The organism is Streptomyces sp. NPDC002680, from assembly GCF_042889145.1.
Lineage (GTDB): Bacteria > Actinomycetota > Actinomycetes > Streptomycetales > Streptomycetaceae > Streptomyces > Streptomyces adonidis.
The window spans coordinates 240140-260358 of the sequence record NZ_JBIAQP010000011.1 but is presented as its reverse complement, the minus strand read 5'-3'; the positions used below and the strand labels follow the sequence as shown (position 1 = coordinate 260358).

Here is a 20219-nt window from a genome sequence, read left to right as displayed (position 1 = left end):
AAAGACACACCGCGCCCACCCAGCGAAGACCGGCCACAGCAGCCGAACCGCCTACCCAGCGGCGCGCGAGCGCACGTCAACGCGCCGCCCAGGCGCCGGCACCCTCACGCCACCAACCCCCACCCCCACTCCCGCCCGCAACCGCCGCCGCACCCCCCGCACAAGCGTCTCCGCCGTGAACGTAGCCCCATGCACGAACCGCATCGCCGGTCCGAAGCCCGACGCCGTCACCAGCCCCGCCAGGAACAGGCCGGGGTACGAGGACTCGAAGTGCCGCCCGACCGCCGGTGACCCGTCCGCCAACGCGCCCAACCCATCAGCCAGTTGCGCGTCCAGCAGACCCAGCCGATCGGTCGTCGCCCTGAACCCCGTCGCCGCGATGACGTGTTCGGTCTCCAGGGACCGCCGCTCGCCGGACCGGCTCACCGTGTCCAGCCGTACGCCACCCGCCCCGCCCGCCAACTCCCGTGCCTCCGCGACCTCCTGGCCGAGCAGCACCTCCACCGCCGGTTCGACGCGGGCGCGTACCCACCACGCGCCCGCCGGACCCAGCGCCGTCGCGGCGATTCGCGCGCGGGTCGGTTCGGGGAGCCGGTGGAAGAGGCCGGGGCGTTCGGCGTAGAACCAGTTGCGCCAGCCGCAGCCCAGGCCGCTCTGCGGGGCACGGGCCGAGCGCCACCAGGGGCGCTCCCACGCGGGCGGCACATCGTTCCAGGCCAGGTGCTCCGCCCGCGCCAACACCCTTACCCGCGTGCCCTGTTCGGCGAGCAGCGCCGCCGTCTCCAGGGCCGCCTGGCCGCCGCCGATCACCGTGACGTCCCGGCCCCGGAAGCGGTCGAGTTCGCTGTGGTGGCTGCTGTGGGACACCAGGTCGGGGCCGAGGTCGCGCACCGCCGCCGGGATCTCCACGAAGGGCAGCACACCGACCGCCAGGGCGACCGTCCGCGCGCGTACCGTCTCGCCGTCCTCCGTCACCGCCTCGAAGCCCCCGCCCTCGCCCCCGCCCCCGGCGACGGGCGCCACCCGCGTCACCGTCCGCTCGTCGACCTCGGGGACGGCGTTGCGGGCGAACCACTGACCGTACGCGGCGAACATCTCCAGCGGGATCGGCTCCCCGTGCCGCGCCTCGACGCCCCGGGCGGCGCAGTACGTGTCCAGGCGCCAGCGGCCGTCGGGGTCGGACAGGTTCGACGCCCACGGCTCCGACTTGAGGTACATGCCCCGGGGCATGTGGTCCCGCCAGGACGCCATGGGCCGGCCGAACACGCGCAGTCGGAGCCCGGCGCCCGCGGCGTGGGAGGCGATGGACAGGCCGTACGGGCCCGCGCCCACCACCAGCAGGTCGTACATCAGCAACTGCTCGCTTTCTCGTCGTCGGTCAGAGAGTCGGTCGGAGAGCCGTCGGGCAGGAGCCCCGGCGGACTCGCCGCCTGGCGGACCACGCGGGCCCGCGTGTCGTCCGGCCCGGCCCGCTCGCACAGCCGGCGCAGCCGGGACGGCAGCCGGCGGCCGACGTGCCGCGCCCACAGGGCCCACATCGCCCAGCCGGGCGCGAGGTCGTCCGGGGCGTGCCAGGCCAGTTCGCGGCCGGCCGGCGCCGGACGCAGCGCGCTGAGCGGCGCGTAGTTCTCGACCACGAACGCCCGCCCCGGCCGGGCCGCCCCCTCCGGCATCGGACGGTGGGTCAGATCGAGGTGCTGGGCGCGTACGACGTCGAGCCCGGCCGTGTCGGTGAAGAGCCGGAACTGGGCGCCGGGCCGCGGGTTGAAGTCGAGCAGGTGGTAGCCGCCGGTGGTGGTGCAGCGGCGGTAGTCGAGGTCGAAGATGCCCCGGTAGCCCAGTTCGGCGATCAGGCGTTCGGTGAGTGCGCGAACCGGCGCGTTCGGGGTCCAGTGGCCCACCGCGGTCAGTCCGGCGCCGCGCGGCCAGGCGTGCAGCTTGCGCCCTGGGCCGCCGCCGCGCACGGTCCCGGTGCGGTCGGCGTACCCGTGGCAGAACCAGTCGAGGTCGGGTCCCGGCGGCAGGAACTCCTGGAGCAGCAGCCGGCTCCCCGCCTCCTCGGTGCGCAGAAACAGCTCCCGCGCCTGCCGCGCCGAGCGCACGACGACCGTGGAGCGCAGCCCGCTGCCCGCCGGGAGCAGCCAGGGCCGGCTCCACTTCGCCATCGTCGGCAGGCCGAGCCGCCAGGCCGCGGCGGCGGCCTCGGCCGCGCTGTCCGGGATTAGCGTCAGCGGGTGCGGCACGCCCACGGCCGCGCACACGGCGGCCAGTTCGGCCTTGTCGGCCACCCGTTCGGCCAGCGCGCCGGGCTGCTGCGGCAGCAGATAGGCGGGCGCCAGCTCGGCCCGCGCCCGGCCCACCGCGACGGCGCTCGCGTCGTCGAGCGGGATGAGCACGGCGGGCCGCGCGACCTGGGCGGCCACCCGCAGCAGGACGCGGGCGATGTCGGCAGGGGCGGCGCCGGGCGGCGGCGGGGGATGCAACTGTCGTACGAAACGGGATCTGCGTACGGGACTTCCGCTCACGTCGGCGATCAGGTGGACGTCGACGCCCGCCCGGCCGAGGGAGCGTACGGCGCCGAGAGTTCCGTGGTGAAAGGGATTCCGGTCGGTCCGCACCAGGACGGCGGGGACGCGGGTGTCGAGCAACGACACGGACATATGTTTTCGGGTTTCCTTCGGGTCGGTTCACTCGAAAGTCTTAGCGCGGTGGCGGAATTCGTATTTGTATGACTGAGTGTCAGTAGGTGAAGAAGCAGGAAAAGGAGCAGGAATGGCCGCACACAAGCGACGGGCCCGATCCGGACGGCTGGCGTTCATGGCGGCGGCGGTCGCCGCGTCGGCTGTCCTGACGGCGGGTCCGGGTCACGCCGTGGGCGCGGGGGTGGCCGATCCTCCCGTGCCCGTACCACCCACCGGGACGGTGGCCCCGGTCCCGCCCGTGGCCCCCGAACCCCCGGTGCCGCCCGAGCCACCCGAGCCACCCGAGCCACCGAAACCCGAACCCCCCGAGCCGCCGGAGGCACCGAAGCTGCCCGCGTTCGGCGCGTTCGGCGCGTTCGGCGCGTACGTCGACTACGACGGCGCCCGTGGCACGGCCAGGATCGCCGAGCTGAGCCGCTGGCTGGGCGGCGCCGATCTCACCGTCGGGCACACCTACCTGCCGGGTGACCTGTGGAGCAACATCGAGGGGCTGCCCGGGTTCCTCGACGTGTGGGCGGACTGGCGGCGGGCCGAGGAGGACCGGCTGTTCGTCCTCAACGTGCCCATGCAGGAGCGCAACGAGGCGGGCGTCTCCGACCGCGGGGTCCGCAGGCTGCTGCGGCGCGGCGCGGCCGGTCTCTACGATCACCACTTCCGCGCCCTCGCCGAGCGGCTGGTCGCGCTGAAGATCCCGGACACCGTGATCGTGCTCGGCTGGGAGATGAACGGCATTACCTACACCTCTCGCTGCGGCCCTGACCCGGAGGCCTGGAAGAAGTACTGGAACAGGATCGTCACCACCATGCGGTCGGTGCCGGGCCAGAAATTCCGGTTCGATTTCAATCCGACCCGGGGCCGTGACGCCATTCCCTGGACGCAGTGTTATCCGGGGGACGACACGGTCGACATCATCGGTATGGACTCGTACGACCAGCCGCGCGGGATCTCATTCGACGAGCAGATCAGCGAGCCCTACGGACTTCAGGCGCACGTGGATTTCGCCAAGGCCCACGGAAAGCCCATTTCGTATCCGGAATGGGGACTGTTCCGCAACGGCGACAACCCGGAGTACATGCGGCGCATGCTCGCGTGGATGGACGAGCACAAGCCGCTGTACAACACGCTGACCGACTACTGTCCGCACGGCGTGTGGCAGTGCGGCAGCAATCCCCAGGCGTCCGAGGTGTACCGCCAGATCCTGACGGGCCGTAAGGACCCGGAGCCGACGGTGCCGACGCCCGACCCGACCCCGGAGCCGCCGAAGCCCACGGACCCGGTGACCCCGCCCGTGCCGCTGCCGCCGGACAACTGCTCGCCGCTGGAACTGGGCGACTGGGTTGAGTACTGGCTCGGCGGGAAGCTGTGCCTGAAGTTCGACTGGTGGTCGCGCAACCGGTGACCGCCCGGTGGCGGCGGGTCGTTCACGATCCGCCGCCACCGTTCCCGTTCTCCCCTCCACCGCCGCTTCCCTCGCGGTCCCGCAGCCGGCGCAGGAGTTCCTTGCCCCGGCTGCGGGCGGCGACATCGCACACGACCGCCGACATCAGCGGCGCCGTCAGCCGCCGGGCCAGCAACAGCCGCTGGTTGACGACGGGTTCGGGGCGCCAGTGGTGCTTGTACGGCTCGTCCCCGCGCAGCAGGCTCAGCGTGTCGTGCCCGCCCGCCCCGGTGTGCTGGGCGCAGGCGTCGAGCAGCATCACGGCGACGTCCGCCTTCCGTTTCCGCAGGCCCGGATGGGCGCCGTACAGATAGCCGCCCGCGAGGCGTCCCGACAGCAGGGTCAGATCGACGGCGACCACACTGTCGTCGAGGCGGAACTCGGTGACCACGGCGTCCCCGGAGCGGACCATCGGCCCGACCGAGCGGGCGAGGTGTTCGCGGAACCGGGGCTGGAGGTGTTCCGACGTCACCTTCCTTCCCTGCCACTGGAGTTGGTGCAGTTCGAGCAGCCGGGCCAGGGCCGCGTCGACGTCGTCGGGCTGGACGACGTGCCGCTCGACGCCGAGCGCGGTCAGCTTGCGCAGCTTGGCGCGGACCCGCTGGGCCTTCGAGGAGGGGAGCCGGGAGACCAGGCCGTCCATCGAGACGGCGGGGAGTTCCAGGCACACGGAGTCCCTGACCTGGCGTCGGGGGCCACGCCAGCGCTCGTACACACGTTCCGCCGCGCCGCCCGGACGGACCTCGCGGAGGTCGATCAGCGCGGTGCGGGCGGCGTCGGAGAGGCCCTCGGCGAGCGCGGCGGCGGCCTCGTCGGCGGTGTCGTCGTCGAGGAGGACGTCACCGTAGTCGGAGATCGCGCCGCCGAGCGGTACGAGGGCGGGCAGCGGGCGGTGTACGCGCATCAGCGGGGCGGCGGCGAGGAGTTCGCCCTCCGGATCGCGGACCACGACGATCCGCAGCCGGCCCGGAACGCCGTACGACAGCCACCACGAGTGCAGCCAGGCATGGCTCTGGAACGGGGTCGCCGCGCCGCACCGCTTGTACAACCGGCCCCAGGCCGGGGCGAGTTCGGCGAAGGCGGTCTCGTCGCTGACGACTTCGGCGCGCAGGTCGCCCGTGGTCGTGACCGTCACAGCTGTCCGTGCGCGTCGGCGGCGACTGCCGGGCCCGGTACGGAGGCCGAGGGCGCCGGTTCCTCCGTACCGCGCCGGGGCCGCACCAGCAGCACCAGGCCGCCGAGCAGTCCGCCCGCGCTCGCGCCGACCAGCCCGGTCACCGCGGCCGAGGCCGAGGACGGCTCGGTCGGCTTCACCGCGCGCGAGAACTGGAGCAGCTCCACGTGGGTGGAGCCCTTGGTGTCGTTGGCGTGCCGGGTGAGGGAGCGGGCCACGGCGTTGGCCATGTCGGCGGCGAGGTCGCGGCGTGAGGAGGTGGCGGACACGGCGACCATGGGCGCGTCCGGCGAGGTCGCCGTCTGCACGCTCTTCCGCAGCGTCGACACCGGTACGCCCGCCCACACCTGGGCGTCCGCGAGCACCGCGAGCTGCGTGGCGACCCGCCCGTACGCCTGCGCGAAGCCGAGCGCGGACGCGGGGTCGGACTTCTCGGTCGGTACGGCGACGACGTAGCTCGTTGCCGTGTAGGTGGGGGAGGTGAAGGTGCCGTACGCGCCGCCGAGGACGCCGCCGAGCACGGCGCCGGCCGCGAGGAGAGTCCACGGCGGGAGGACGCGGGTGCGGGCGAGGTGGGTTCTGCTGGGGTTCTCGGTCATGAGGTCGGGGCTCCCTGGGGTGACGGGGACGGTGTCATGGAAGGGGTGGCGGTGGCCGCGTACACGTCCATGAGCTGCGCGGCGCTGCGGGTGATGTCGTAGTGGTGGGCGGCGGCGGGGGGTGTACGGTCCCGCGGGCCCAGCGCGCGGGCCTCGGCGAGGGCGCGCGCGAAGGAGTCCGCGCCGCCGGGTACGCGCCGGGCGCCCTCGGCGGACTCCGGGGGCAGGTCCTCGATCGCCGGGCAGGAGACGTACCGGACGGGCAGCCCGGCGGCCAGCCCCTCCACGACCGCGAGCCCGAAGGCCTCTTCCGGGCAGGGGGAGGCGAGCAGGTCCATCGCGGCGGTGAGGGAGGGCAGGTCGGGGCCGGGGGTGCCGTCCGGCACGTACGGTCGCTCGCCGGTGAACAGCACCCGGTCGGCGACGCCCGCCTCGTGCGCGCTGCGCCGGAGGGCCTGCTCCTCGGGGCCGCCGCCGACGAGCAACAGCCAGTAGTCGTCGGGGAGTTGGGCGAGCGCGTCGATGAGGTCGCCGAAGCGCTTGCCCGGTGCGAGCCGTCCGATGCCGCCGACGACGTACGCGCCCTCGGGCAGCCCGAGCCGCTCGCGGGTGCGGTGCCGGGCGACCGGGTCGAAGCGGAACCGGGCCAGGTCGATGCCGTTGGGGACGACCTCGATCCGGGGTGCGGGCACGCCCCAGCGGCGCAGCCGGGCGGCGACCGTGGGGGAGACGGCGACGGTCGCGCGGCCGAGGCGCTCACTGGCGAGATACAGCGCGCGGACCCCGGCGGTCAGCGGCCGTCCCTCCATCTGCGAGTCGCCGAGGGAGTGTTCGGTGGCGACGATCGCCCGTACGCCCGCGAGCCGCGCGGCGATCCTGCCGTACACGCAGGCCCGGTAGAGGTGGGTGTGCACGAGGTCGTAGCGGCCCGAGCGGATGACGTCGACCAGGCGGGGCAGGGCGGCGAGATCCCGGTTGCCGGCCATGCCGAGGTGGACGACCCGGACGCCGTCGGCGACCAGACCGTCGGCGACCGAGCCCGGGTTGGTGAGCGTGACGACATCGCAGTCGACCGGCAAGTGCCGCAGCAGCAGCCGCAGTTGCTGCTCGGCGCCGCCGACCCCGAGCCCGGTGATGACATGCAGGGCCTTCACCGCGCTCACACCCCCTCGACGGGCCGGCGCCGCAGCCGGTGCAGCCGGTACTTGAGATGCAGGCGTACGGCGGTGTCGTTCTCGCCGATGTGGACGCGGGGGAGGACATGGACGCCGTTGAGCTGCCCGGGGTCGATGGCGACGCCGTACCCGTAACCGGCCGCCTTCACGGCGTCGACGGCCCGCTGGTCGACGGTCCCGTACGGATAGCAGAACCCGTCGACCGGAGCACCGCTCAACTCCGAGAGCACCGCTCTGCTTTCGGCGACCTCGGCGCGCAGCAGCTCGTCGTCCGCCTTCGTCAGGTCGACGTGCGTCAGCCCGTGCGACCCGATCTCGATCCCGGCTTCGGCGACGGCCCGGATGCCGTCCGCCGTGAGCAGCGGCTTGCGCGGGCCCAGCGGGTCCCAGGCGTTCTCCCCGCCGAGCCGTCCCGGCAGCACGAAGAGGGTCGCGCCGCAGTCCCAACGCTCAAGCACCGGAAGGGCGTTGGTGAGGAAGTCGGCGTACCCGTCGTCGAAGGTCAGCCCGACCAGCGCGCGCCCCTCGCCCCGGGCACGGGCGGCGAGCAGCTCGGCCACGCCCACGCCCCGCAGCCCGCGCCGGTGCAGCCAGCGCAGCTGGGCGTCGAGGCGGTCGGGCGTGACCGTGATGCGGTACGGGTCGTCCGAGCAGTCGCCCACCGAGTGGTACATCGCTACCCAAGGGACGGGCAGGGCGCTTTTTCGGCGCCGGTCAGCGGACGCGGTCGCGTCGGCGGGGGCGGGCGTGGGTGCGGGTGCGCTTGCGGGCATGCGGGAGCCTTCGGGTGAGGGAGCGTACGGAACGGAGGGCGAGGACGAAGCTCTGCACGGCCTGGGCCCGCATGAGCCGGCCCAGCAGGAAGAAGACGACGGTCACGGTCGCCGTACCGGCGGCGAGCCCCGCCACCGGCGCGTCGATCCGGCTGGTCACGAACGCCCCCGCGGCCGTCGCGCACACCGCCGCGCGCACCGGCTTGCTCAGTTCGACCACCACCCGCCGGGTCCGGATCGGCACACTGCGCGGACCCATCCCGTACAGCAGCAGGGCCGCCGACAGCGTGATCCCGGCCGCGTTGGCGGCGGCGATCCCGCTCACGCCCCAGGGACCGACCGACCACGCGCCGATCCAGGAGGTCGCCACGATGCCCGCGGCCATCGCGGCCAGCGGGTACCAGGTGGGCCGGTTCGAGGAGAAGTACGAGCGGACGAGCGCGCCCACCAGCGTGTGCCCGAGCAGCCCGACCGCGTACACGCGCATCACGGTGGCCGTCGCCTCGGTGTCCCGGGCGGTGAACGCGCCCCGCTGGAAGAGGAGTTCGATGACCTGCGGCGCACAGGCGACCACCGCCGCCGCGCCGAGCAGCACCACCCAGGCGGCCAGCGCGAGGTCCCGCTCCACCCGGTCGCGGGCCCGCTCGGTGTCGCCCTCCGCGATCGCCTGCGCGACCACAGGGAAGGTGACCGTGCACAGCATCAGCGACAGCGTCATCGGGATCTGCGCGACCTTCTGCGCGTAGTTCAGATGCGAGATCGCCCCGGCGGGCAGCGTGGACGCGAGGAAACGCTCGATGAGCACCTGCGACTGCCGGGTCAGCGCGAAGAGCAGCACAGGTGCGACGAGCGCGAACGCCATCGGCGCCCCGGACGTCTCCTCCACCACGATCTCTTCCGCTACCGCCGACCGACGGCGCCGCAACTGCCGCAGCACGGAAGGCAGTTGGGTGACGACCATCAGGGCGCCGCCCACCGCCACCCCGACCGCAGCCGAGCGCACCCCCCAGCGCCCGCCCAGCACGAACATCGACGTGATGATGCCGACGTTGTAGGCCACGTAGATCGCCGCCGGTGCCAGGAACCGCCGGTGCGCGCGCAGGGCCGCGCTGCAGTACCCGGCGAGCCCGAAGCTGAACACGCAGGTCGCGGTGAGGCGGGTGCAGTCCACGGCGAGCGACGGGTCGGGCAGGCCCGGGGCGAGCGCCTCGACCAGGTAGGGAGCGGTGGCGATCAGCAGCGCGCCGACCCCCGCGCATGCCAGCGCCAGCCGGGGCAGCGTCGACGCGACCAGCGCCCGTACCGGATCACCGGGGGCACCCTGGGCGCGGCGGGCCAGCGCCATGCTGAACGCCGGAATCAGGACGAAGGCCAGCCCGTCCTCGATGAGCAGCGTCGCCGCGAACTCCGGCACGGTCCACGCGACCAGGAAGGCGTCCGTGTCACTCCCGGCCCCGAACAGCCGGGCCAGCGACTGGTCCCGGACCAGTCCGAGCAGCGCGCCCGCGACCGAGAGGACGGCGGTGATGAGCGTGGCCTTGGCGAGGAACTTGCGGGAGACGGGGGCGAGTTCGGCAGCCCCGGTACCTGTTCCGGCAGCGGCACCACCCCCCTCGTCCCCCTCCTCGCCGCTTCCCTTCGCGGACGGCGAAGCGGCGGCGCGTGCCGCGGGCAGCGTCACCCTGGTCTCTCCCTCGGGCCGAGGAGGCGTCACGTTCATCACGCCGAGGCCTTGGCCGCGGGCACGGGATCGCCGCCGACGAGGGCCCACCAGGCGACGAGCCCGAAGGCGAGGGCGGTCAGCACGGTCGCGGGCCCGCCGATGTCGGCGTACAGGAAGTCGATCAACTGCCAGATCAGCAGCCCGCAGGCGACGAGAGCACAGTCGAGTCCGCTCGTACGGCTTCTGTGCACCCGTACGAGTCCTCGCAAGCCGCAGACCAGCAGAGCAAGCCAGCTGCCGCCGAGGGCGAGGAGCCCGATGAGCCCCTGCTCGCTCAGCACCAGCAGATACATGTTGTGCGGGGACAGCAGCGGCTGTTTGCGGTACGCGGCGCCCGCGCCCTCCGTGTCGCTGCCCGAGGACAGGGCCAACGAGGCGTGTCCGTCGCGGTGTTCGGGGAAGCCCTTCAACCCGACGCCGGTGAGCGGGTGTTCGCTCCACATGTCGGTCGCCGCCGCCCACATCGTGTACCGGTCGGTGACCGACTGGTCGGGGGCGTCGGCGACTTGGGTGATGCTGCTGATCCGCTCCTGGAGCATCGTCGTACCCACACCGAGGCCGCCGACCAGGATCACCGCCGAGGCGGTCACCACCGCGCCCACCTTCAGCGCGCGCCGCATCCCGGCCAGCACCAGCTGGATCGCGCAGGCCGCCGCGGTGGCGATCCAGGCGCCCCGGCTGAAGGAGACGGCGAGCGGGGCGAACAGCACCAGCGCGCAGCCGGTGGCGACGGCACGCTGACGAGCGGCGGTCGACCCGAGGGCCAGCCCCACCGCGCACATCAGCCCGAACGACACCACGGTCGCCATGCCCATCACATCGGCGGGCCCGAAGGTACCGACCGCCCGGATCTCCTCGCCCTGGTAGGAGGCACCGGTCCCGGTCGCGTACTGGTGCACCCCGACCGCCCCCTGGAACAGGGCGAAGGCGACGAACGCCCAGGCCAGCACCCGGAAGTCGCGCCGGTCGCGGACCAGCAGCACCACGGACGCCGGGACCAGCACGAAGATCTGGAGATAGCGCCCGAGGCCTCCGATCCCGGCCGCCGGCGAGGACGCCCCGACGGCCGCGACCGCGAGCCCGACCACGGGCATCCCGAGCACCACGGCGGCCGTACGGGACAGGGGGCGCCGCCGCTCCCGTACGAGCCGGATCGCACAGTAGAGGACCACGAGCCCGGAGACGGCGTCGGCCGGGGTCGCCCCGCTGTCGGCGCCCTGCGCGGCGGGCAGTGCGAGCAGGGCGATCACCAGCATGACCGGAAGGAGCGGGGCGAAGGAGGCGAAGGGCACTCGGTACGGCAACGTCAGCGTGGGGCTGTGGCTCACCGCTCTCAACTTCCTGTCGGTCGGACGAGCGCGGCGGCGGTGCGCAGCAGGATGCAGATGTCCTGCCACAGCGACCAGTTGTCGATGTAGGCGTTGTCGAACCGGCAGCGGTCCTCGATCGAGGTGTCACCGCGCAGCCCGTGGATCTGGGCGAGCCCGGTGATCCCGGTCTGCATCCGGTGGCGGGCCGCGTAGCCGGGGTAGGTCTGGCTGAACTTCCCGACGAAGTACGGGCGTTCGGGCCGTGGCCCGACCAGGCTCATGTCGCCCCAGAGGACGTTCCACAGCTGGAGCAGCTCGTCCAGCGAGGTCCGGCGCAGGAAGCGGCAGAACCAGTTCATGCGCCGCTCGTCGGCGACGCTCCAGCGGGTCGCCGCCTCCATCTCGTCGACCGGGCGGTGGGTGCGGAACTTGAGGAGGGTGAAGGGCCGCCCGTCCATGCCGATGCGCTCCTGCCGGAAGACCACCCCCGGCCCGCCGGTCAGCCGCAGCACGACCGCGCAGAGCAGCAGCATCGGCGAGACCAGCAGGAGGAGGGTTCCCGAGACAACTACGTCGAGCAGCCGCTTGCCGATGCTGCCCGGCCGGTCCGGCACCATCGCGAGCCGCCGGCAGGAGAACCCGGCGAGCCGTTCGGCGCTCTCGTACGAGGGCGACTCGGCGTCGATCTCCCACACCGTGCAGCCCGACTCGGCCAACGCCCGCAGCAGCGGCCCCTGTTCGGCCCGTACGGAGGGATGGACGGCGAGCACGGCCCGGACGCCGTTCTGGATCAGCGCCCGCTCGACCTCCTCGCCGGTGGTCAGTACGGGCAGGCCCGCGCCGCCGTCCGGGTGGTCGGTGACGAGCCCCACCGGCCGTACCCCGCACGCCGGGTGGCGCAGGAAGGCGGCGGCCACGCGCCGGGCGGTGCCGGCCGGGCCGATGACGAGGGCCGTGTGCGGGCGGCGCAGCCGAGCCCGGCGCCGCACCCGGTGGACGGTCCCGCGGCCCAGCGCACTCGCCGTCGCCTGTACCGCGCAGCCCAGCACGAGGGTGCGCGCGGACAGCGCGTCGGCGGGCGCGTACGCCCCGACCAGGGCGGCGAGAGCCAGCCAGCCCATCGCGATCCGGCCGCAGACGGCGGGCAGTTCGTCGAGGAACGCGGGCACGGACTCGGGCCGGTACAGCGAGGCACGCGTGTTCAGCACGACCACACCGAGCAGCAGCGCGCCGACGAGGAGGGGGTGGCGCAGGGGCTCGGTCAGCGCCAGGACGCCGAGCAGGGCGGCGCTGCTGTCGACGGCGAGCAGCGGCAGCGGGGAGGCCGGCCGGGGCGCGGGACGCCGGCCGGCCGGGAATCTGAAGCCGCCGGCCGACCCGCGGGGCGGGATGACCGAGACGGCGGACGCAGATACGGCGGACACGGTCGAGAATCCGTGCTCCCGCGGCCCTCCGCCGGGGGAGGGGACGGTACTTTCCGCAGTCACGAGTGGATGGACTCCCTGTACTCGGCGCGCACGGGCGGCACGTCGTGCGCGGTGATCAGCTCGCGGTACACGCCCGCGACGGCCTCGGCGGTGTGCCGTACGTCGTGCGCGGACAGGACGTGCCGACGCCCCAGTTGGCCCAGCGACTCACGCAGCGGCGGGTCGAGCAGCAGTTCGGTGACGGCTCCGGCCAGCGCGGCGGGGTTCTCGGCCGGCACCAGACAGCGCGGTGCGAGAGCGGTGGGCAGACTCTCGCGCCCGCCGTCCACATCGGTGACGACCACCGGCCGTCCGCAGGACATCGCCTCCAGCGGCGCCAGCGCCATGCCCTCCCAGCGCGAGGGCAGGACGACCAGATCGGCGGCCCGGTACCAGGGGACGGCATCGGCGACGGCCCCCGCGAACAGCACGGAGTCCGGGGCGAGCGCCCGCAGCCGCCCGGCGTCGGGCCCGTCCCCGACGAGCACGAGCCGCGCCCCCGGCACCCGCTCGGCGATCTCGCCCCAGGCCCGGAGCAGCACGTCCTGCCCCTTCTGCCGGCACAGCCGCCCCACGCACACGACCAGCGGAGCGCCCGGATCGATGTCGGCGAGCAGGGGAATCCCGGCCCGTACGGGGTTCTGGGCCGTCGGCCGGAAGTGCTCGGTGTCGATCCCGTTCGGGATGACCCGCCACTGCCCGGTGATCCCGGCGCGCACCCCGGTGGCCCGTTCGGCGTCGCTCACGCACACCACGCGGGAGGCCCAACGAGCCCCCCACCGTTCCCACTTGAGCGCCAGTGCCGCGGTGGACCCGCCGACCGCCTCGAACGACCAGGCGTGCGGCTGGAACACCGTCGCCGTCCGCCCCCGTACCGCCAGCCGGGCGGCGAGCCCGGCCTTCGCGCTGTGCGCGTGCACGACATCCGGCCGCACCGCCCCGATCAGCCGCCCGAGCCGCCGCACCTCCCCGGCGAGCGAGGGCCCCGGGGCGCGCGTCGCGTGCCAGGGGCGTACGCCGGCGCCGAGCGCCCGCAGTCGCGCCGGGAGTTCACCGCCGTCCGGGCAGGCGACCGTGACGTCGAGACCGGCGGCGAGCTGGGCCCGCGCCAGGTCCGTCACGACCCGGGCCACCCCGCCGTCCACCGGCTGGGTGATGTGCAGGACCCGTGGCCGGGCGTCGGGTGCTGACAGTTGCATGCGCGGTTTCCTCGCTCACGGGTGGCGGCGTTGGACGCGCCTCGGCTACTGCCGGGCGTCGACGGCCACGAAAAGTGCGCCGGCCCACGCCGCGTCCCGCTGGGAAACGAGCCGGAAGGCCAGCTGGTCACCACCGCGCCGCAGCGCCGTACCCAGTTCGAACACGTCGGAGTCGTAGCCGAGGGTGTTGGCGTACGCCGGAACGCGCTCCGAGGCGGCGCCGTCGATCGTGGAATTCAGCACGTCGTCGCGGGGGTTGGCCGCGTCCCCGAGCGCGGTCGTGCGCCCCGCGACGGACACCGTCAGGGAGTCGCCGGGGCTGCCGCGGTCCCCGTTGTAGGCGACCAGGCCCGCCCGCCCGTTCGCGCCCACCGGGAACGGGAGTTCGGCCAACCGGACCAACGGATCGTCACCCTCCCGGGACTCCAGCGCGTCGAACCCGTCCCACACGGCGAGGTGCCGCAGCGGCTCAGCCGCCTTCTCGTACGCCACGACCAGCGTCCAGCCGCCCCAGGCCCCGGCAGCCGACTTCCCCATGGCCGCATTGATCTGCGCGACCGTGTACAGCCCCGAACCGCTCTCCCGGACCAGCTTCGTGACATCGGCGGAGGCCTGGAACGCGTCGGCGCCGCGCGCCACCCGGTGCCCGACGACCGAGTCCGCGAGCAGCTCCTTGTACTCGCCGCCGGGCTCGGCGATCAGCACCCGCCCGTTGTCCTGCGGCGGCTTCTGCTCACCGACCTTGAGATTGCCGCCCCAGTACAGCCGCGCGTAGGAGACCCGCCCGCCCTGCGGCACCCGGACCTCCGCACGGCTGGAGTTGTACGTGTTCGGGTCGCTGTCGACATCGACGTAGAACATGTCGAAGTCACCGTTGACCGCCGCCTTCGCGCCGCCCGTTCCGCTCGCGAGCGGCTCGCCCCTGCGGACGCCCGCGCAGGTCCCGAGCGTGGCGCGGCAGCTGATGGACGCGTTGGCCGCGCGGACGATCCCGCCGTGCTGGAGGGCGCGGTAGCGCGGGGCGAACGCGAGGCGCGCGGCCTCCTTGCCGGGCTCGGCCGTCGCCGTACCTCCCGGAGTGCAGATCGCGGCGAGGGCAAAGACGCCCACCATCGCACGGCGCAGCGGAAGACCCGGGGAAATACGCATGACCGGCGTTGCCCTTTCGGAGAAAAGGTCGTGGACCGACGGACAGAAAATGTGGACATCACTTATGTGCCGCATCCGCCCCCGGTCTGTTTCACGCGGCGGATTCCGGGTGGCGGTCGACCTTTTGGGTGGCTTTGGAGCGGCTGGCGGAAGGTGAGTCACTCTAGCCGCTATGCGTATTTATTGGTGATTCATGGCGACTGTGTCGGAATCGTGTGCCCGGGCGGTCCGAGAGATCACCCCATTGGCGGCACAACCCGGGCGCGCGCCGCGCGTTGACACAGCGCCGGGCATCCCCGCCCGGATGTTTGTGACAACTCCCAAGGAGCACTTCTCCATGTCGCGTATCGCGAAGGGCCTCGCCCTTTCCTCCGTTGCCGTCGCCGCTGTGGCGGGTACCGCCGGTGTCGCCGCTGCCGACAGCGAGGCGCACGGCGTCGCTGCCCACTCCCCGGGCGTCCTGTCGGGCAACGTCCTGCAGGTTCCGGTCCACGTGCCGGTCAACGTCTGCGGCAACACCATCAACGTCATCGGTCTGCTGAACCCGGCGTTCGGCAACACCTGCGTCAACGACTGACGTAAGTCGGCGCGGACCCTTCTGCCGGCCGCTCTCCCTTCCGGGGAGAGCGGCCGGTTCGCGTTCCGGGAGTTCGCTCGGAGGCCTTTGCTCCGAATGGCGGCGGCGACGGCCGGACCGGTTGCAGGCGGCAGCGGTGGATCTGACGGTGGACACATCCGTCCGGTATTTCACCGCACCACAGCACACCGAAAGGAACCTCCATGCGCGCTCTGCCCGCACGGCGTATCGCGTCCGCCGCTCTCTGCGCCACCCTCCTGATCGGAATAGGCGCACCGGCCGCCCTGGCGGACGACGGCGACGCGGCCCGCGAGCGCGGCCACTCGGCTTCCCAGGCTCCCGTCCCCAACGCCGACGCGCTCCTCACGCAGGTCAAGGCGCTGGGCGACCTGGGCGGCGTACTCAAGCCGGTCACCGATCTGCTGAACGCCGTGCTCAAGGCGGACAACGGCCAACTGCCGCTGGACGAGGCGACGAAGCTGGTCGACGCGGTGAAGGCGGCCATCGCGGCGGCCACGGCGGCGGCCCCGGCCCCGGTACCGGTGACCCCGCCGGTGGACCTGCCGGCGACCCCGGAGGTCCCGGCGACTCCGGCGCTGCCGACCGCTCCCGCCCTTCCCACGACTCCGGCGCTGCCGACCACTCCTGCCCTGCCGACGACCCCGGCGCTGCCGATCTACTCCACGCTTCCCGCGCCCCTCACGGACGACAAGGCGGTCAAGGGTCCGTTCGACATCAAGGGTGACGCGCTCACGGCGTTGCAGAAGGCGGTCGACACGCTGCTCACGGCGGTCACGTCCGGCGATGTCGCGAACGTCGTTCCGGCCGTCACCGGTGTGGTGACGAGCCTCGTCGGTCTCGTCGCCGCCACGCTGCTCGGCAGCGGACTGCCGGCGCCCGACCTGGCCGGACTGCCGCCGCTGCCCAAGCTGCCGGCGGAGGTGCCGCCACTGCCGGTCCCGGTACCGCCCCTGCGGCTGCCGGCCAACTAGGGGTCTCGTCCCGGCCGTCGCGTCGACCTCACCGGTCGGCGCGGCGGCCGTTCTTCTGCCCGGGCGCCAATTCCTTTTGTGCGTCAATCCAATTTCTGCATACAGGGTTTCCGCCGCGACCGGGGCTCGTTAGACACGGCGACAGAATTCCCGAAGAAAGGAACATGATGAAGTCCCTGAAGGCTGCCGCTGTTGTTGCCGGGTCCCTGGTCATCGCCGGAGCTGCCGCCCCCGCGTTCGCCTACGACACCGCCGACCTCACGCCCACCAGCCTCAACGGCGCCGTCAACACGCTCACCAAGGGCCCCATCGACGTGGACCAGGTGCAGCCCCTCCAGCACCAGTCGAACGCGCTCGACACCGAGAACAAGGACTCGGTGCTCAGCACGGTGAAGGGCGCGACGACCGCCCTCAACTCGAACGGCGGGCTGCTCGGCGGCCTCCCCCTCCAGGGCTGACGCGAGTCTTGAAAGGACCGATTCCGGCGCGCGGAATCGGTCCTTCGCGCTGTTCGAGCCCCGTCCCTCTTTCGTGTGGATACCGGCGGGAAATCCCCCGGTCGAGTGAGAACGCGGCCGGCCGCGCCAATTCCCGTCGATAGGGTTCCGCGGTGACCTCAACCTCAAGCGAAACGCGCCCTTTCCGCATCGCCGACCTGGGCACGCTCGTCGTCATGGCCTGGAGCGGTGACGCCCCCGACGGCGACATGCCCTACCTCCTCGCCTACTCCCTCGGGGACGGCGAGGGCGGCCCGGAGGCCTCGGCCGTCGCCGTCGAGCAGCTTCTCGCCAACACCGGTCTGCCGGTCGGCGGCGACATCGTCGACGGCTCGACCCGGCCGAGCCTGCCGGTCAGCCTGCTCGTCGAGGCCGGTTCGGCCGTCGTCAACATGCCGCAGCTCAACGCCCAGTGCACCCCGCCCCCGGAGTGGCTCACCGCGGTCGGCGAACGGGGCTTCGCCTACCTGGTGTTCACCACCCGCCCTTGGCCCGAGGCCCAGCCCGGAAAGGCCGTCGAGCCGGAGGCCCTGGCCGCCTTCGCGGGCGCCGAGGAGACCCTCACCGCCGCGGCCCACGTCATCCTCCCGGCCCGCAGCCTGCGCGGCTGACGACCGAGGGAGAGAGCGGCGGACGGGGGGCCGCTCTCCGGGCTGATCTGACGACTAATGCACCACTCGGGGGAATCTTGAGCTGATGCGGTTCTCAGGATCGTTACGCGGTACGGACGAACTCCCCCGATTCCTGCAAAGGACCGTACTTGCCATGAAGTCGACCACTCGAACCCTTGCCGCCGCCGTCCTCACCGGCGTGGCGGCGGCGGTGGGCGCCGCGGCCCCCGCCGTCGCGGCCGACACGGTCCCCGTACCCGTACCGCTGGACGGCGTCGAGAAGTCCCTCAACGTGAACCTGCCCAAGGTCGGCGGTGAACTGCCGCTGCTGATGCCGGGCGTGCCCGAGGGTCCGCGCTATGTCGAGGGCCAGATGATCCCGGCCAGCGCGCTGCCGCAGGTGCCGCTCGGCGCCGCGCTGCCCGGTCTGACGGCCGAGACTCCGCTGCCGCAGGTGGTCGGCAAGGGCTTCGACGAGGCCTCCGTCGGCGTCCCCGCGGCCGACTTGCGGACCCTGACCCCCGGCCTGTCCGTGGAGACCCCGCTGACCGCGCCCAACCCCGAGGTGTTCGGCCTGCCGACGCTCCGCGAGCCGCAGGCCGCCGTACTCACCCCGCTGCTGCAGACGGCCCCGACGGGCGCCCTGGGACTCGGCTCGCTGTAGTCCACGGCCTGACGAACGGACGTGCTGGGCCACCGGGCGGTCGCATCACCGAACGAACGGAACCAGGAGAGAGGCGAGAGTCTTGTTCGTCAGCAGAGTGCCGCGGGGCCCGGCGGGTCCCCCCGCCCGTTCCGGAACGCGGCGGGACGCGCTGCGTGCCCTGTGCGTGTCGGCCCTCGCCCTGGCCGTGGTCCCGGTCGTCGCCGCCGCGTGGCCCCGACGGGAGCCCGGCGGTGACGAGGCGTCGCACTTCGACGAGACGTACCGGGGCCGCCGGCTGCGGGGCATGAGGGCCGACGCCGACCACATGACGCACGCCATGCGCATGCCCGGCGGCGGGCGGTGGCACGTCACCGTGGACGGGCGGCCCCTGCATCTGATGCGGCGCGCGGACGGGACGTATCTGAGCATGGTCGACCACTACCGCTCGTACCCCACGCCCCTGGAGGCGGCCCGCGCCGCCGTCGACGAGCTGGGACCCGGGCGGCGGTTGACGGTCGAGGGCGGGGGCGGTCGTGGCGTACACGCGTAAGGACGTCAGCACGCTGACGCGGAGCGAGCGGCGGCGGTTCGTCGGGGCGCTGATGGAGATCAAACGGCGGGGCGAGTACGACGAGTTCGTGCGCACACACATCGAGTACTACGTCTCCGACGGCGAGGACGGGCTGCGTACGGCCCACATGGCGCCCTCCTTCCTGCCCTGGCACCGGCGGTTCCTGCTGGACCTGGAGGAGGCCCTCCAGCGCGTGGACCCGTCGGTGACGCTGCCGTACTGGGACTGGACCCGGGACCGTGCGACGGCCGGCGCGCCCTGGACCGAGGATCTGCTCGGCGGGACCGGGCGGGCCTCCGACCAGCGGGTCATGAGCGGGCCGTTCGCCTACGACCACGGCGACTGGACCATCAGGGAGAGCGTCACCGACGGCGAGTTCCTCACCCGGGACCTCGGCCGCGTCCGTCAGCCGCTCACGCTGCCGACCCGGCAGGACCTGGACGTGGCCCTCGACGATCCCGTCTACGACGTGTCGCCGTGGAACTCGACGTCCGCGAAGGGGTTCCGCAACAAGCTCGAAGGGTGGGGGAGCGGGCGCGGCCCCGGCTCCTGGCGCAACCACAACCGCGTCCACCGGTGGGTCGGCGGGCACATGGTCGGTGGTGCGTCCGTCAACGACCCGGTGTTCTGGCTGCACCACGCCTTCGTCGACCTGTGCTGGTCCCGCTGGCAGCGCCGGCACGGTGCCGGTGCGCGCTATCTGCCCGACCGGGCGCCGAAGCCGGGCGACGCGCAGCGCGGCCGGGTCGTCGCCCGGCACGAGTCGCTGCCGCCGTGGGACGTGACGCCGGATCAGCTGGAGGACCACAGCCGGATCTATCGGTACGCCTGACGGATCATCAAAGGTTCCGGTGTACGCGGAAGAGCCCCGACGGTGGGACCGTCGGGGCTCTTCCGGTGCTTGCGTACGACGGGTCAGCTGCCGTAGCCGCCGGGGCCGGGGTTGCCCTTGTGGTCGTCGTCGCTGACGTTGACGCAGGTGTTGCCGAAGGCCGGGTTCAGCAGACCGATCACGCTGATCGAGTTCCCGCACACGTTGACGGGCACGTGGACCGGGACCTGCAGGACGTTGCCGGACAGGACGCCGGGCGAGCCGACGGCCTCGGCCTGGGCACCCGCGTCGGCCGTGGCCATACCGGCACCGCCGAGCACCACGGCACCGGTGCCGAGAGCGGCGACGGCAGCCTTCGCGATGCGAGACATCACGTTCTCCTTTGATTCGATGAGTGCGAGCGCTCGACTCGCGCCCGCACTTCCCCTACAACGCGCCCGCTCACGCCTGGTAACGGCGTCGGGCCGGGCGTCACCCTTTTCGAAGCGCACGGGTTAACCTCAGGCATGGCATCCGACCAGGCCGACCAGAGCAAGCGGCAGCAGACCCAGAACGTGTTGCGGACCTTCGTAGGGGCGGACGGCCGTCTCGCGCGGCTCCCCGAGCACTTCGAGACCGGCGTGGAGTATCCCGAGCGGCTCGTCGACGAGCGGCTCCGCGTGTGGTGCGAGGTGGACGCCGACGCAGCCTGACCGCTCCAACACCCTTGGCCCGCTTCCCGGATGACGGGGGAGCGGGCCTTTGTGCGCCCGAACGGTATCGGGTCCATAACTGTCGTGGACCCG

21 protein-coding genes are annotated in these 20219 nt (G+C 73.0%); 9 read left to right on the top strand and 12 right to left on the bottom strand.

The genetic code is table 11. The features are described from left to right. Positions 1 to 51 precede the first annotated feature (51 nt). Together ACFYXF_RS28595 and ACFYXF_RS28590 are read right to left on the bottom strand one after the other, a co-directional pair. The gene (locus ACFYXF_RS28595; RefSeq protein ID WP_389353646.1) at positions 52 to 1350 is read right to left on the bottom strand and encodes an NAD(P)-binding domain-containing protein; all 1299 of its coding nucleotides are present in this window, start codon (positions 1348 to 1350) and stop codon (positions 52 to 54) included. Next, on the bottom strand, positions 1350 to 2654 hold the full coding sequence (locus ACFYXF_RS28590; protein WP_389353927.1) for an ATP-grasp domain-containing protein: 1305 nt from the start codon (positions 2652 to 2654) through the stop codon (positions 1350 to 1352). The genes ACFYXF_RS28595 and ACFYXF_RS28590 overlap by 1 nt, the downstream gene beginning before the upstream one ends. A gap of 118 nt (positions 2655 to 2772) precedes the next feature. On the opposite strand from ACFYXF_RS28590, the gene ACFYXF_RS28585 reads away from it, so the two are divergent. Continuing rightward, positions 2773 to 4101 (top strand): glycoside hydrolase family 26 protein, encoded by a 1329-nt coding sequence (locus ACFYXF_RS28585; protein WP_389353644.1) that lies wholly within the window; start codon positions 2773 to 2775, stop codon positions 4099 to 4101. A 22-nt stretch (positions 4102 to 4123) separates the two neighbouring features. On the opposite strand, the gene ACFYXF_RS28580 is transcribed toward ACFYXF_RS28585, so the two are convergent. The 9 genes from ACFYXF_RS28580 to ACFYXF_RS28540 all read right to left on the bottom strand — a co-directional run bounded on the left by ACFYXF_RS28580 (position 4124) and on the right by ACFYXF_RS28540 (position 14708). Next, a complete protein-coding gene (locus ACFYXF_RS28580; RefSeq protein WP_389353642.1) occupies positions 4124 to 5275 on the bottom strand; it encodes a GNAT family N-acetyltransferase in 1152 nt (383 codons plus the stop codon). Further along, positions 5272 to 5913 carry a lipopolysaccharide biosynthesis protein gene (locus ACFYXF_RS28575; RefSeq protein WP_389353641.1) on the bottom strand — a complete coding sequence of 214 codons (642 nt, stop codon included), beginning with the start codon at positions 5911 to 5913 and terminating at the stop codon, positions 5272 to 5274. Before ACFYXF_RS28575 ends, ACFYXF_RS28580 begins: the two co-directional genes overlap by 4 nt. After that, positions 5910 to 7067 carry a glycosyltransferase gene (locus tag ACFYXF_RS28570; RefSeq protein WP_389353925.1) on the bottom strand — a complete coding sequence of 386 codons (1158 nt, stop codon included), beginning with the start codon at positions 7065 to 7067 and terminating at the stop codon, positions 5910 to 5912. The genes ACFYXF_RS28575 and ACFYXF_RS28570 overlap by 4 nt, the downstream gene beginning before the upstream one ends. Before the next feature lie 5 nt (positions 7068 to 7072). Further along, a complete protein-coding gene (locus ACFYXF_RS28565) occupies positions 7073 to 7762 on the bottom strand; it encodes a polysaccharide deacetylase family protein (RefSeq protein WP_389353638.1) in 690 nt (229 codons plus the stop codon). 40 nt (positions 7763 to 7802) lie between these two features. After that, positions 7803 to 9581 carry a murein biosynthesis integral membrane protein MurJ gene (gene murJ / locus ACFYXF_RS28560; RefSeq protein WP_389353636.1) on the bottom strand — a complete coding sequence of 593 codons (1779 nt, stop codon included), beginning with the start codon at positions 9579 to 9581 and terminating at the stop codon, positions 7803 to 7805. Further along, on the bottom strand, positions 9581 to 10840 hold the full coding sequence (locus tag ACFYXF_RS28555; RefSeq protein ID WP_389353923.1) for an O-antigen ligase family protein: 1260 nt from the start codon (positions 10838 to 10840) through the stop codon (positions 9581 to 9583). The genes murJ and ACFYXF_RS28555 overlap by 1 nt, the downstream gene beginning before the upstream one ends. A gap of 77 nt (positions 10841 to 10917) precedes the next feature. Further along, a complete protein-coding gene (locus ACFYXF_RS28550) occupies positions 10918 to 12381 on the bottom strand; it encodes an exopolysaccharide biosynthesis polyprenyl glycosylphosphotransferase (protein ID WP_389353634.1) in 1464 nt (487 codons plus the stop codon). Continuing rightward, the gene (locus ACFYXF_RS28545; RefSeq protein WP_389353632.1) at positions 12378 to 13559 is read right to left on the bottom strand and encodes a glycosyltransferase; all 1182 of its coding nucleotides are present in this window, start codon (positions 13557 to 13559) and stop codon (positions 12378 to 12380) included. Before ACFYXF_RS28545 ends, ACFYXF_RS28550 begins: the two co-directional genes overlap by 4 nt. A gap of 45 nt (positions 13560 to 13604) precedes the next feature. Continuing rightward, complete coding sequence (locus ACFYXF_RS28540; protein ID WP_389353630.1) at positions 13605 to 14708, bottom strand: DUF3344 domain-containing protein; 1104 nt, start codon at positions 14706 to 14708, stop codon at positions 13605 to 13607. Between the two features lie 337 nt (positions 14709 to 15045). On the opposite strand from ACFYXF_RS28540, the gene chpG reads away from it, so the two are divergent. The 7 genes from chpG to ACFYXF_RS28505 all read left to right on the top strand — a co-directional run bounded on the left by chpG (position 15046) and on the right by ACFYXF_RS28505 (position 19434). After that, positions 15046 to 15285: a chaplin ChpG gene (gene chpG, locus ACFYXF_RS28535; protein ID WP_389353628.1), complete on the top strand. Its 240-nt coding sequence runs from the start codon at positions 15046 to 15048 to the stop codon at positions 15283 to 15285. 203 nt (positions 15286 to 15488) lie between these two features. Further along, positions 15489 to 16277: a hypothetical protein gene (locus ACFYXF_RS28530; protein ID WP_389353626.1), complete on the top strand. Its 789-nt coding sequence runs from the start codon at positions 15489 to 15491 to the stop codon at positions 16275 to 16277. Positions 16278 to 16444: 167 nt separating this feature from the next. Next, entirely contained in the window at positions 16445 to 16735 is a 291-nt protein-coding gene (locus ACFYXF_RS28525; RefSeq protein WP_389353922.1) for a hypothetical protein, read from the top strand. A gap of 152 nt (positions 16736 to 16887) precedes the next feature. Continuing rightward, a complete protein-coding gene (locus ACFYXF_RS28520) occupies positions 16888 to 17385 on the top strand; it encodes a DUF5949 family protein (RefSeq protein ID WP_389353624.1) in 498 nt (165 codons plus the stop codon). A gap of 154 nt (positions 17386 to 17539) precedes the next feature. Further along, positions 17540 to 18049 carry a hypothetical protein gene (locus tag ACFYXF_RS28515; protein WP_389353622.1) on the top strand — a complete coding sequence of 170 codons (510 nt, stop codon included), beginning with the start codon at positions 17540 to 17542 and terminating at the stop codon, positions 18047 to 18049. Positions 18050 to 18131: 82 nt separating this feature from the next. Next, positions 18132 to 18581: a tyrosinase family oxidase copper chaperone gene (locus tag ACFYXF_RS28510; protein WP_389353620.1), complete on the top strand. Its 450-nt coding sequence runs from the start codon at positions 18132 to 18134 to the stop codon at positions 18579 to 18581. Continuing rightward, positions 18565 to 19434 (top strand): tyrosinase family protein, encoded by an 870-nt coding sequence (locus ACFYXF_RS28505; protein ID WP_389353618.1) that lies wholly within the window; start codon positions 18565 to 18567, stop codon positions 19432 to 19434. Before ACFYXF_RS28510 ends, ACFYXF_RS28505 begins: the two co-directional genes overlap by 17 nt. 83 nt (positions 19435 to 19517) lie before the next feature. Here the strand turns inward: ACFYXF_RS28505 and ACFYXF_RS28500 are convergent, their stop codons facing one another. Next, on the bottom strand, positions 19518 to 19805 hold the full coding sequence (locus tag ACFYXF_RS28500) for a chaplin (protein WP_235478566.1): 288 nt from the start codon (positions 19803 to 19805) through the stop codon (positions 19518 to 19520). Between the two features lie 135 nt (positions 19806 to 19940). Here ACFYXF_RS28500 and ACFYXF_RS28495 point away from each other — a divergent pair, with 135 nt between their 5' ends. Next, positions 19941 to 20126 (top strand): hypothetical protein, encoded by a 186-nt coding sequence (locus ACFYXF_RS28495; RefSeq protein WP_369036110.1) that lies wholly within the window; start codon positions 19941 to 19943, stop codon positions 20124 to 20126. Positions 20127 to 20219 lie beyond the last annotated feature (93 nt).

Coding starts and splice junctions, on each gene's coding strand:
- ACFYXF_RS28495 (WP_369036110.1), top strand. CDS start 19,941: ATGGCATCCGACCAGGCCGACCAGAGCAAGCGGCAGCAGACCCAGAAC.
- ACFYXF_RS28515 (WP_389353622.1), top strand. CDS start 17,540: ATGAAGTCGACCACTCGAACCCTTGCCGCCGCCGTCCTCACCGGCGTG.
- ACFYXF_RS28555 (WP_389353923.1), bottom strand. CDS start 10,840: ATGCTGGTGATCGCCCTGCTCGCACTGCCCGCCGCGCAGGGCGCCGAC.
- ACFYXF_RS28530 (WP_389353626.1), top strand. CDS start 15,489: ATGCGCGCTCTGCCCGCACGGCGTATCGCGTCCGCCGCTCTCTGCGCC.
- ACFYXF_RS28545 (WP_389353632.1), bottom strand. CDS start 13,559: ATGCAACTGTCAGCACCCGACGCCCGGCCACGGGTCCTGCACATCACC.
- ACFYXF_RS28540 (WP_389353630.1), bottom strand. CDS start 14,708: ATGCGTATTTCCCCGGGTCTTCCGCTGCGCCGTGCGATGGTGGGCGTC.
- ACFYXF_RS28565 (WP_389353638.1), bottom strand. CDS start 7,762: ATGTACCACTCGGTGGGCGACTGCTCGGACGACCCGTACCGCATCACG.
- ACFYXF_RS28595 (WP_389353646.1), bottom strand. CDS start 1,350: ATGTACGACCTGCTGGTGGTGGGCGCGGGCCCGTACGGCCTGTCCATC.
- ACFYXF_RS28500 (WP_235478566.1), bottom strand. CDS start 19,805: ATGTCTCGCATCGCGAAGGCTGCCGTCGCCGCTCTCGGCACCGGTGCC.
- ACFYXF_RS28585 (WP_389353644.1), top strand. CDS start 2,773: ATGGCCGCACACAAGCGACGGGCCCGATCCGGACGGCTGGCGTTCATG.
- murJ (WP_389353636.1), bottom strand. CDS start 9,581: ATGAACGTGACGCCTCCTCGGCCCGAGGGAGAGACCAGGGTGACGCTG.
- chpG (WP_389353628.1), top strand. CDS start 15,046: ATGTCGCGTATCGCGAAGGGCCTCGCCCTTTCCTCCGTTGCCGTCGCC.
- ACFYXF_RS28525 (WP_389353922.1), top strand. CDS start 16,445: ATGAAGTCCCTGAAGGCTGCCGCTGTTGTTGCCGGGTCCCTGGTCATC.
- ACFYXF_RS28575 (WP_389353641.1), bottom strand. CDS start 5,913: ATGACCGAGAACCCCAGCAGAACCCACCTCGCCCGCACCCGCGTCCTC.